The sequence below is a fragment of the Neptuniibacter sp. UBA6509 genome, assembly GCA_002435145.1.
Lineage (GTDB): Bacteria > Pseudomonadota > Gammaproteobacteria > Pseudomonadales > Balneatricaceae > Neptuniibacter.
In genome coordinates this window covers 2,292-14,123 of the sequence record DJLT01000025.1, presented here as the reverse complement: position 1 = coordinate 14,123, position 11,832 = coordinate 2,292, and the positions used below count along the sequence as shown (strand labels likewise).

The 11,832-nt window shown below is 44.6% G+C and carries 10 protein-coding genes and 2 tRNA genes; 1 reads left to right on the top strand and 11 read right to left on the bottom strand.

Features of this window, described 5'->3' with window-relative positions; genetic code table 11:
- The 8 genes from B4K11_RS03480 to rlmE form a co-directional block, all read right to left on the bottom strand.
- Positions 1 to 77, bottom strand: a tRNA-Met gene (locus B4K11_RS03480).
- A gap of 166 nt (positions 78 to 243) precedes the next feature.
- Positions 244 to 330: transfer RNA gene (locus B4K11_RS03475), tRNA-Leu, on the bottom strand.
- A 17-nt stretch (positions 331 to 347) separates the two neighbouring features.
- Positions 348 to 722, bottom strand: a complete 375-nt coding sequence (gene secG / locus B4K11_RS03470; RefSeq protein ID WP_292955481.1) for a preprotein translocase subunit SecG — start codon at positions 720 to 722, stop codon at positions 348 to 350.
- Positions 723 to 737: 15 nt separating this feature from the next.
- Complete coding sequence (gene tpiA, locus B4K11_RS03465) at positions 738 to 1,487, bottom strand: triose-phosphate isomerase (protein WP_292955478.1); 750 nt, start codon at positions 1,485 to 1,487, stop codon at positions 738 to 740.
- 44 nt (positions 1,488 to 1,531) lie between these two features.
- On the bottom strand, positions 1,532 to 2,878 hold the full coding sequence (gene glmM / locus B4K11_RS03460; protein WP_292955475.1) for a phosphoglucosamine mutase: 1,347 nt from the start codon (positions 2,876 to 2,878) through the stop codon (positions 1,532 to 1,534).
- A gap of 9 nt (positions 2,879 to 2,887) precedes the next feature.
- The gene (gene folP, locus B4K11_RS03455; protein WP_292955472.1) at positions 2,888 to 3,745 is read right to left on the bottom strand and encodes a dihydropteroate synthase; all 858 of its coding nucleotides are present in this window, start codon (positions 3,743 to 3,745) and stop codon (positions 2,888 to 2,890) included.
- Between the two features lie 79 nt (positions 3,746 to 3,824).
- A complete protein-coding gene (ftsH, locus tag B4K11_RS03450) occupies positions 3,825 to 5,828 on the bottom strand; it encodes an ATP-dependent zinc metalloprotease FtsH (protein ID WP_292955469.1) in 2,004 nt (667 codons plus the stop codon).
- A gap of 104 nt (positions 5,829 to 5,932) precedes the next feature.
- On the bottom strand, positions 5,933 to 6,553 hold the full coding sequence (gene rlmE / locus B4K11_RS03445; protein WP_292955466.1) for a 23S rRNA (uridine(2552)-2'-O)-methyltransferase RlmE: 621 nt from the start codon (positions 6,551 to 6,553) through the stop codon (positions 5,933 to 5,935).
- A gap of 123 nt (positions 6,554 to 6,676) precedes the next feature.
- On the opposite strand from rlmE, the gene B4K11_RS03440 reads away from it, so the two are divergent.
- Positions 6,677 to 6,979 carry a YhbY family RNA-binding protein gene (locus B4K11_RS03440; protein WP_292955463.1) on the top strand — a complete coding sequence of 101 codons (303 nt, stop codon included), beginning with the start codon at positions 6,677 to 6,679 and terminating at the stop codon, positions 6,977 to 6,979.
- A 67-nt stretch (positions 6,980 to 7,046) separates the two neighbouring features.
- Here B4K11_RS03440 and greA read toward each other — a convergent pair whose 3' ends face one another.
- The 3 genes from greA to carA all read right to left on the bottom strand — a co-directional run.
- Positions 7,047 to 7,523 (bottom strand): transcription elongation factor GreA, encoded by a 477-nt coding sequence (greA, locus tag B4K11_RS03435; protein ID WP_292955460.1) that lies wholly within the window; start codon positions 7,521 to 7,523, stop codon positions 7,047 to 7,049.
- Position 7,524: 1 nt separating this feature from the next.
- Complete coding sequence (gene carB, locus B4K11_RS03430) at positions 7,525 to 10,734, bottom strand: carbamoyl-phosphate synthase large subunit (RefSeq protein ID WP_292955457.1); 3,210 nt, start codon at positions 10,732 to 10,734, stop codon at positions 7,525 to 7,527.
- A 100-nt stretch (positions 10,735 to 10,834) separates the two neighbouring features.
- A partial coding sequence (gene carA / locus B4K11_RS03425) for a glutamine-hydrolyzing carbamoyl-phosphate synthase small subunit (protein ID WP_292959235.1) occupies positions 10,835 to 11,832 on the bottom strand: 998 nt, incomplete at its 5' end.

Sequence of the window (11,832 nt, the reverse complement as noted above, 5' to 3'; positions counted from 1 at the left end):
TGGTAGCGGGGGCTGGATTTGAACCAACGACCTTCGGGTTATGAGCCCGACGAGCTACCAAGCTGCTCCACCCCGCATCAAAAGCCAAGACTAGATTACGATCTAGCACTCAGGCTCATCAGTTGAAGACAAAAAACTGTTCTTCAACCTTATGAATAAAGGCCGATATAAAATCAATCCTTATTCATAAATAAAAAACTGGTGCAGTATTGTATATGCACAAGATATCTTTATCAAGATTAATGGTGCCCAAGGCCGGACTTGAACCGGCACGGCCTGACGGCCACTACCCCCTCAAGATAGCGTGTCTACCAATTCCACCACTTGGGCATTAACCTGTAAATCTATTAATTAGCTTGAGGAATATCAGACTCTGCAGGAGCAGCAGGCGCTGTACCTTCTAGAGCTGGCAATTGAGGCTCCTCTACTTCAGCGGTTTTGCTTTCAACAACCACCGCAGATGGGATACCTGCATCATTAACAGATCCAGCTTTATCTTTAGCATATACAGCTAAAACAAAGCTTGTTGCAAAAATTCCGGCAGCTACAACACCTGTCATACGTGACAAGAAGTTACCACTACCCGTACTACCGAAAACAGTTTGTGACGCGCCCGCACCAAAAGATGCACCCGCTTCAGCACCCTTACCTTGCTGTAGCAAGATTAGACCGATAACTGCTGCCGCCAACAAAACATGAATAATTAAAACTACTGTTTCCATTGTATAACCGTCTATTTATGCACCTGCCGCATGGCAGATGGCAATAAAATCATTTGCTTTAAGAGAAGCTCCACCGACAAGCCCTCCATCCACATCTTCGTTTGCGAATAGCTCCGCTGCATTGGATGCATTCACACTACCACCGTACACTATACGAGTAGCAGCTGCTGCAGCTGTGTCATACTCTGCAATAATTGCACGTATCTCAGCATGCACATCTTGTGCTTGAGCAGGTGTAGCTGTTTTACCGGTACCTATTGCCCAAACAGGCTCATAAGCGATAACAGCATCAGCAAACTTATCGATACCTGCAGCATCAACAACCGCTTTTAGCTGGCGCCCAACTACTTCGATAGTTTTACCCTGCTCACGTTCTTCTAGCGTCTCACCAACACAAAGGATTGGTTTCAGACCAGAAGCAACTGTTGCTATAAATTTATCAGCAACAAGCGCATCAGTTTCTGCATATAAGCTACGACGTTCAGAATGACCTAGGATGACATATTCACAACCTAGATCTTGCAACATCGTTAGCGAAATTTCACCTGTAAACGCGCCATTAGCTTGTTCACTTACCGTCTGCGCACCGAGAGAAACAGTCGAACCAGTCAGTGTTTTAACTTGAGACAGGTAGACCGCAGGCGGACAAACCAGCACATCTACATTAGAAGCATTTATATTTGCAGTTAAATCATTCATTAATTCGTTAATGAAATCTGTACTGCCATTCATCTTCCAATTACCGGCAACTAAAGCTGTACGCATTGATACCCCCATTTCAAGAGGCGCAAATACTAACCGGCTTACACCTAATTTTCAAGCGCCATTACGGCTTTTTCAACTTCAGATGCTAACTGCTGACACAAACGCTCTACCTCTACAGCATTCTCACCTTCGATCATCACTCGAATAACAGGCTCAGTCCCTGAAGCTCTTAGCAATACCCTTCCACGATCGCCTAACTCAGTTTCCGTAAGTTTCACCGCCTCAGTAATTTGCGCCACCTCTTCGATCTTAACTTTCTGTGCAACGCGTACATTAATCATCTTCTGAGGCATCTTAGTCATTCCTTGCTTTAAACCAGACAAGGTTTCTTGCGTTTCAACAATCGCTTTCAGAATCTGCAAAGCCGCAACTGTACCATCCCCCGTAGTCGTCAAATGACGACAAACAAGATGACCCGAGCTTTCACCACCTAACTGCCAGTCATTAGCGTAAAGCTGCTCCATCACATACCGGTCACCCACATTCGCACGAATAAACGGAATATTTTCTCTAGCAAAAGCTTGCTCTAATCCGAAATTACTCATCAATGTGCCGACAACACCACCTGAAAAAACACCATCTCGTCGCATTTGAGCTGCGATTATATAAAGCAGCTCATCGCCATCTACTTCTACGCCGTTTTCATCGACCATGATAACGCGATCGCCATCACCATCGAGCGCGATGCCTAGGTCTGCTTTTTCAGCTATGACCACAGTTTGCAGACGCTGAGTCGCCGTAGCGCCACAATCTTCATTGATATTTAAGCCATCAGGGGAAGATGCAATCTCTACTATTTCAGCCCCTAACTCAGAAAATACTGAAGGCGCCACATGGTAAGTAGCACCATTCGCGCAGTCCAAAACGATACGTAATCCCTTTAGCGATACGCCGCCTGCGGATGCTTTACAAAATTCGATATACCGCCCTGCTGCATCAACAATTCGCTTTGCCTTTCCCAACTCAGACGAATCCACAGTTGTCATAGCGATGTCCATCTGCGCTTCAATGGCCTGCTCTACATCATCAGGTAACTTTGTACCTTCCGAGGAAAAAAACTTAATCCCATTATCATAAAATGGATTATGCGATGCACTGATCACAATACCCGCGTCAGCACGAAAAGTACGCGCTAAGTAAGCCACGGCAGGAGTTGGCATCGGACCCGTAAGCAGAACATCAACCCCAGCGGCGGACAAACCCGCTTCAAGTGCTGATTCGAACATATAGCCGGATATACGTGTATCTTTACCAATCAAAATTTTACTATGACCTTCACGGGCAAACACTTTCCCTGCCGCCCAACCCAGCTTTAGTACAAAATCAGGGGTTACCGGGAACTGCCCAACTTTACCGCGAATACCGTCAGTTCCAAAATAGCGCTTACTCATCGTTCACCTTTACTTATCTATCGATTCCATCATGACGGCCTGCGTCATTCTGACAACATCTACTGTTTCTTTAACATCATGCACACGCATGATATTTGCACCTTGCATCACTGCAATGGCCACCGTTGCCAAACTGCCGGCTAAACGCTGTTCAAGATCACGCTCCAATACGGCTCCAATCATCGACTTTCTCGATGTACCAACTAATAACGGCAAATTAGCAATATCCAGTTTGGCTAAATTATTAAGTAGACGTAGATTATGCCCTACCGTTTTACCAAATCCAAAACCCGGATCAAGAATAATACGATTTTTATCAATACCTTCGCCCTGACAAGCCTCAATCCGCTGCTGAAAAAAAACACATACTTCATCAATGACATCAACATACGATGGACTATCTTGCATTGAGGCAGGGTTGCCTTGCATATGCATTAAACATACAGGCAATTGAGTTTCAGCAACTGCTTGTAACGCCCCCTCTTTACCCAACGCTCGTACATCATTAATTAAACCTGCACCCAGCTTTGCAGACTCTCGCATCACTTCTGGCGTACTCGTATCAACCGATATAACAACATCCAGTTCCTTTGCTATACGTTCTATAACAGGGAGCACGCGATCCTGTTCTTCACCAACCGAGACAACTTTTGCACCAGGCCGTGTTGATTCACCTCCGACATCTAGAATAGACGCACCATCTGCAACCATCATCTCCGCTTTCAGCAAGACTTTATCTAGATGAACAACATTATCTGCATACAACTGCCCACCATCAGAAAAGGAATCAGGGGTTACATTCAAAATACCCATAATCTGAGTCTGTGAAAGATCCAGCTCTCGTGTACCGAATTTAAAACCACTCATAACTAATGCTCTTGAAATTAAATGCATTAAAAAAGGCTAACCCCGCTAAAGGTTAGCCTTTCATTTTTCTTATCAGATTTTAATGTAACTTATTATCTGAGGAATCTGGCACATCTGGATCTACACCCGAATTCTTCTTATCTTGAGGCTCTTCAGATGAATCACTCACATCACCTTCTAAATCCTCATCGACGCTGCCAGTATCAGGAGTTTCCTGCTCACCTGAAGACTGACCCTCTGACGATCCTTTATCGGTAGAACCTTCATCCCAATCAGCAGGATCTGAAACTTCTTCGCGCTTCATCAACTGATCAATCTGACTACTATCAATAGTTTCGTATTTCATCAAAGCAGCACACATTGTCTCTAGAATATCTTTATTTTCTTCTAGAATTTGCTCTGCACGCGCATAACACTGATCAATTATTTTACGCGTTTCTGAATCAATTTTACGCTGAGTATCTTCAGCTAATGGCTTAGCGCCTTGACCGTATCCGCGGTTAAACGGGTCAGACTCCTCCTCATCATATAGCAAAGGCCCCATCTCATCCGTCAAGCCCCATTTGGCGACCATACTACGGGCAAAAGATGTAGCTCTTTGAATATCATTAGAAGCACCTGTCGTTACACCCTCTTTCCCTAAGGTCATCTCTTCCGCAATTCGGCCACCATATAGGGAACAAATATTAGACATGATTGACTGGCGGCTGTGGCTATAACGATCTTCCTCAGGCAGGAACATAGTAACACCAAGCGCACGACCACGAGGGATAATCGAGACCTTGTAGACAGGATCATGTTCAGGCATTAAACGCCCAACAATCGCATGCCCAGCTTCATGATAAGCGGTGTTAAGACGCTCTTTTTCAGACATAACCATTGATTTACGCTCGGCGCCCATCATGATTTTATCTTTTGCTTTCTCGAACTGTTCCATGCTGACGGTACGCTTACTTGCACGCGCTGCAAACAACGCTGCCTCATTCACAAGGTTAGCTAAATCAGCACCAGAAAAACCAGGCGTACCACGCGCAATCAACTCAGGCTTAACATTATCGCCTAAAGGTACTTTACGCATATGTACCTTTAATATCTTCTCACGTCCCTTGATATCAGGAAGACTTACATGAACCTGCCTGTCGAAACGTCCTGGACGCAACAATGCAGGATCAAGTACATCTGGACGGTTAGTTGCAGCAATAACGATAATGCCTTCATTGCCTTCGAAACCATCCATCTCAACTAGTAACTGGTTTAATGTCTGCTCTCGCTCATCATTACCACCACCCATACCTACACCACGGTGACGACCTACCGCATCGATCTCATCAATAAAGATAATACATGGCGCATTTTTCTTCGCTTGTTCAAACATGTCACGTACACGAGATGCACCAACACCAACAAACATCTCAACGAAATCTGAACCAGAGATACTAAAAAATGGTACTTTGGCTTCACCCGCGATCGCTTTAGCAAGTAACGTTTTACCTGTACCCGGCGAACCGGCCATCAGAACACCGCGAGGGATATGCCCACCTAAGCGCTGGAATTTCCCTGGGTCACGAAGAAAATCGACTAACTCACGGACATCTTCCTTAGCTTCTTCAACGCCAGCAACATCATCAAATGTCGTTTTAATCTGATCTTCACCCATCATACGTGCCTTGGATTTACCAAAGGACATAGGACCACCTTTACCGCCGCCGCCTTGCATCTGCCGCATAAAGAACATGAATACAGCGATAATCACCAAAATAGGGAAAGAAGCGACAAGGAGCTGCGTCCAAATACTTTGCTGCTCTGGCTGCTTACCTTCAATTACTACTTGGTTATCGAAAAGATCATCAACGAGTTTCGGATCTTGAAGTGCTGGACGTGTCGTCTCAAACGTTTCACCGTTACGACGATGTCCCTCTATTGTGTAGCCGTCAATGATGACCTTTTTAACGCTTCCAGTTTTCACTTCAGAAACGAAATCAGAATAGCTAAGCCTTTGAGACTCAGCTTGTTCATTAAAATTATTAAATACAGTCAGCAATACCGCTGCGATCACTAGCCATAAAACCAGATTTTTCGCCATATCATTCAATGGAATACCCTCAATTTGCTGATGATGTTGTAACGTTCATAAATAAGACGCTAAACACTATACTATGCGGCCACTATTGACCACTAAAACCCGATCTACCCTTTAAAACCTTTACCTAATAAATACACCTCACGCGATCGTGCACGTGAAGAATCAGGCTTTCGAGTGACCACTTTATTAAAACTTTTACGCATATCTAGCAAATACTGATCAAATCCTTCACCTTGAAAGACCTTAGCAACAAAATTACCACCTGGCTTAAGCACTTCACGCGCCATATCCAATGCCAATTCAACTAAATACATAGCTGCTGGCTGATCAACTGCCGACATACCACTCATATTGGGGGCCATATCGGAAATTACAAGGTCTGCCGGCTCTTCTCCTAACGCAGAAAGAATTTGATTCAATACTTCCTCCTCCGTAAAGTCTCCCTGAACGAACTCTACACCCGCCATCCCATCCATTGGTAATATATCAGAAGCGACAACTCTGCCACGATCACCTACACGTTCAGCGGCGATTTGAGACCAGCCTCCTGGAGCCGCACCTAAGTCAACCACTGTCATACCAGACTTAAAGAGTTTATCTTTTTCATCAAGTTCGATTAACTTAAAGCTAGCACGAGAGCGGTAACCATGCTCCTTCGCCTTTTTGACATATTGGTCATCAAAATGTTCTTTTAACCAACGTTCACTACTTGTAGATTTTGCCACTAAAAGTTTGCTCTCTGATTAAAGTGCTGCACGCTACTAAGCTGCGCGCAACTGTTGTAAAATTAGCATAATATTTTTTCTGAGCGCTTAGCTCAACAAAACACTAAGGCAGCGTATTCTAATATGAGCTTGACTCCTGAGCAAAAAAAGCACTTCCGCACTCTCGGTCACAAACTAAACCCAATTGTTACTGTAGCAGGAAAAGGCCTAACAGAAACAATTCAGCTTGAGGTCGACCGCGCTTTAGAAGATCACGAACTGATCAAAGTGAAGTTTGCAGTTGGCGACAGAGAAGTCAAAAAAGAGATGATTCGCGAACTATGCTCAATCGTAGAAGCAACTATCATCCAAGAGATTGGACATATCGCACTGATTTACCGCAAATCACTCGACCCCAATCCAAAACTTTCCAACTTGCTTCGCTAGCAGCAAAGTTAGAACAGAGCAGAAAATAAAAAAGGGTGCCAATTGGCACCCTTTTTATTTATCTATATTAAATATGAGCAACTTCATCAATTTCATATTCAGTAGCACCACCCGGTGTCTGAATATTTGTAATGTCGCCCTCTTCCTTACCAACTAATCCGCGAGCAATTGGTGAGTTAACAGAGATTTTTCCAACTTTGATATCAGCTTCATCATCTCCCACGATCTGATAAGTCTTAGACTCATCTGTATCAAGGTTAATAATCGTAACTGTCGTCCCAAAGATAACTTTACCTGAATGAGGAATCGTTGAAATATCGATTACTTGGCAATTCGATAGCTTAGATTCAAGCTCTTGAATACGCCCCTCAATGAAACCCTGCTGCTCACGCGCAGCATGGTATTCAGCGTTTTCTTTAAGGTCACCGTGCTCACGTGCTACCGCTATATCAGCAATAACACGAGGGCGATCAATAGTTTTTAGCTGTTCGAGTTCGGCACGAAGTGCTTTCTCTCCGACCGCAGTCATAGGTACTCTATTCACATTACGCTCCTAGATCCTGCACACGGCGAACTTCTTTCTCTTCACCGTATTGAAGAGCCATAGTGATCGCTTCCGCACCCGCCATTGTAGTCGTGTAAGGCACTTTATGCTGTAAAGCACTACGGCGAATATCAGCAGAATCTTCAATCGCCTTACGGCCTTCTGTTGTATTCACAATATAAGCGATTTCGTCATTTTTGATCATATCCACAATATTTGGACGACCTTCCATAACTTTATTGACTATAGACGCTTCAAGACCATGTTCTGCCAGTAATGCTGCTGTACCGCGAGTCGCTACTAAGCTGAAACCTAATTCAGATAGATCTTTAGCCACTACCATTGCCGCCGCTTTATCAACTTCACGTACAGAAATAAACGCTTTACCCGGCTGAGGCATAGTTTCACCTGCACCGATTTGCGCCTTCATGAACGCTTCACCAAAGGTTGCGCCCACACCCATTACCTCACCTGTTGATTTCATTTCAGGTGATAGGATTGGGTCAACGCCTTGGAATTTATTAAACGGGAAAACAGCTTCTTTTACGTTAAACAGCTCAGGAACAATCTCCTGCGTAAAGCCCAGCTCTTTCAGTGATTTACCGGTCATCACCTGCGCACCGATCTTCGCAAGCGAAACACCGATACACTTAGAGACAAATGGTACGGTACGTGATGCACGAGGATTAACCTCAATCACATAGATTTCACCATCTTGATAAGCAAGCTGCGCATTCATCAGGCCAATGACACCCAATTCAAGCGCCATCTTACGAATCATCTCACGCATCTCGTCCTGGACATCAGTCGGAAGACTATACGGAGGGAATGAACATGCAGAGTCACCTGAGTGAACACCTGCCTGCTCGATATGCTGCATGATAGCGCCAATAACGACAGTTTCACCATCGCACACAGCATCGATATCAATCTCGATTGCCGCATTTAGGAAGTGATCTAACAATACAGGAGCATCGTTAGATACTTGAACTGCAGTTGTCATATAACGACGTAGCTCATCTTCTTTATAAACTATCTCCATTGCACGACCACCTAATACGTAGGATGGACGAACAACAAGCGGGTAACCCAGCTTATCAGCTTCAATGATCGCTTCTTCCAAAGAGCGCACAGTTGCATTCTCTGGCTGTTTCAAACCTAAACGTTTCAGCATCTGCTGGAACTGTTCACGATCTTCTGCACGATCAATTGCTTCAGGAGAAGTACCAATAATAGGTACGCCTGCTTGCTCTAGAGCAACAGCAAGCTTAAGTGGCGTCTGACCACCGTACTGAACAATAACGCCTTTAGGCTTCTCAACATGGACAATTTCAAGCACATCTTCAAGCGTAATCGGCTCAAAGAATAGTCGATCAGACGTATCATAATCAGTTGAAACAGTTTCTGGGTTACAGTTAACCATGATTGTTTCAAAACCATCTTCACGCGCAGCTAACGCAGCATGAACACAGCAATAATCGAATTCGATACCTTGTCCGATTCGGTTTGGACCACCGCCAATGACCATGATTTTTTCACGGTCAGTTGGATTAGCTTCGCACTCTTCTTCATAAGATGAGTACATATAAGCCGTATCAGATGCGAATTCAGCCGCACAAGTATCAACACGCTTATAAACAGGACGAACATCCAAATTGTGACGATGCTTACGGAACTGTTTTTCAGAAACACCTAACAAAGTAGCCAGACGTTCATCAGAAAAACCTTTACGCTTAAGACTGAACATCGCATCTTTATCCAGATCGGACATTGCCATCTCAGATACGCGCTGCTCATCTTTAAGGATGTCTTCAACTTGAACTAAGAACCAAGGGTCAATACCGCTGATTTCATACAGTTCTTCAACGCTCATTCCCATACGGAATGCATCGCCTAGATACCAAATACGCTCAGCACCCGGCTCTTTCATCTCACGTATGATAGTAGAACGAGCATCTTCACTTTCAATATCAATAATTGGATCGAAGCCTGTTGCACCTACTTCTAATCCACGCAACGCTTTCTGTAGTGACTCCTGCTGAGTACGGCCAATAGCCATAACTTCACCAACAGATTTCATCTGTGTAGTCAGGCGATCGTTGGCCTGCGGGAATTTCTCGAAAGTAAAACGAGGTATTTTCGTAACGACGTAATCGATAGAGGGCTCAAATGATGCCGGCGTTGCACCGCCTGTAATATCGTTCTGCAGCTCATCGAGGGTATAACCAATTGCTAGCTTTGCAGCAACTTTAGCAATTGGGAAGCCCGTAGCTTTTGATGCCAATGCAGATGAACGAGATACACGAGGGTTCATTTCGATAACAACCATACGGCCGTCTTTAGGGTTAACGCCAAACTGTACGTTAGAACCACCCGTTTCAACACCGATCTCACGTAGGACAGCCAAAGAGGCATTACGCATGATCTGATATTCTTTATCCGTCAGCGTCTGTGCTGGCGCAACAGTGATAGAGTCACCAGTGTGAACACCCATCGCATCAAAGTTTTCAATCGCACAAACAATAATGCAGTTGTCGTTTTTATCACGAACAACTTCCATCTCGTACTCTTTCCAACCGATCAAAGATTCGTCAATCAACAACTCGGTTGTTGGTGACAGATCAAGACCACGCTCACAGATTTCCATGAACTCTTCTTTGTTGTAAGCAATACCGCCGCCTGTACCACCCATCGTAAAAGATGGACGAATGATACACGGAAAACCAAGCTGAGCTTGGACTTGTAAAGCTTCTTCCATGCTGTGAGCAATCGCAGCACGCGGGCACTCAAGACCAATAGCCTTCATCGCTTTATCAAAGCGGTTACGATCTTCTGCTTTGTCGATAGTATCAGCGTTAGCACCGATCATCTCAACACCATGCTTCTCAAGGACACCTTCGCGCTCTAGATCAAGCGCACAGTTAAGTGCCGTCTGACCACCCATTGTAGGTAGAAGAGCATCAGGTTTTTCTTTAGCGATGATTTTCTCAACTGTTTTCCAGTTGATTGGCTCAATATAAGTTGAGTCTGCCATCGCTGGATCAGTCATGATGGTAGCCGGGTTAGAGTTAACCAGGATTACACGGTAACCTTCTTCACGCAGCGCTTTACATGCTTGCGCGCCAGAATAGTCAAATTCACATGCTTGACCAATAACAATTGGACCAGCACCTAGAATCAAAATACTTTTTAAATCGGTACGTTTTGGCATCGGTAATAAACCAGTCGTATCAGTTAATAACTGAGGGAAGCGGAGAATTCACACTTCCCTTGTATCGTTCCACTTAGCCTGCAAGCAGGCTAAGAAATGCTTATGCTTTAGCGGCCTTCATATCAGCAATAAAGCGATCAAATAAAGGCGCCACATCATGCGGACCTGGACTCGCTTCAGGGTGCCCCTGAAAACTGAATGCAGCTCGATCAGTACGTTCGATACCCTGCAAAGAGCCATCAAACAATGATTTATGCGTAGCTTTCAACGTATCTGGCAGCGCACTTTCATCAACAGCAAAACCGTGGTTCTGAGATGTAATCATCACCTGCTTGCCATCAAGATCTTGTACAGGATGGTTAGCACCATGATGACCAAATTTCATCTTGACCGTTTTCGCACCAGAAGCCAAAGCAAGAAGCTGATGTCCTAGGCAAATACCGAAAATGGGTAAGTTTGTCTTACAAATTTCGGTTATTGCTGAGATCGCATAATCACATGGCTCTGGATCGCCAGGACCATTAGATAGGAAAACTCCATCAGGGTTAAGCGCAAGAACTTCCGCAGCAGGCGTTTTTGCTGGCACAACAGTCAAACGGCAACCGCGTTCAACAAGCATCCGTAAAATATTACGCTTAACGCCGTAATCATAAGCAACAACATGATAAGGCTGTTCAGCGGCATCTTTGTCCGTATGGCCAACACCAAGCTCCCAGGTAGAAGAGTTCCACTCATATGACTTGTCAGTGGTAACAACCTGCGCCAAGTCCATTCCTTTTAGGCCTGGGAAAGCGTTTGCGTCCGATAAAGCCTGAGCTTCATCAATATCACCCGCCATGATGCAACCTTTCAACGAACCCTTTTCACGCAGGATTCGAGTCAAACGGCGAGTATCAATATCAGCGATACCGACAATATTGTTATCTTTTAAATAATCATCAAGGTTCTTTTCGTTACGAAAATTACTCGCAACAAGCGGAAGATCACGAATAACTAAACCCGCGACCCATGTACGAGACGATTCTTCATCCTCAGTATTGGTGCCTGTGCTACCAATATGTGGATAAGTCAGGGTTACTATCTGACGGCAGTAAGATG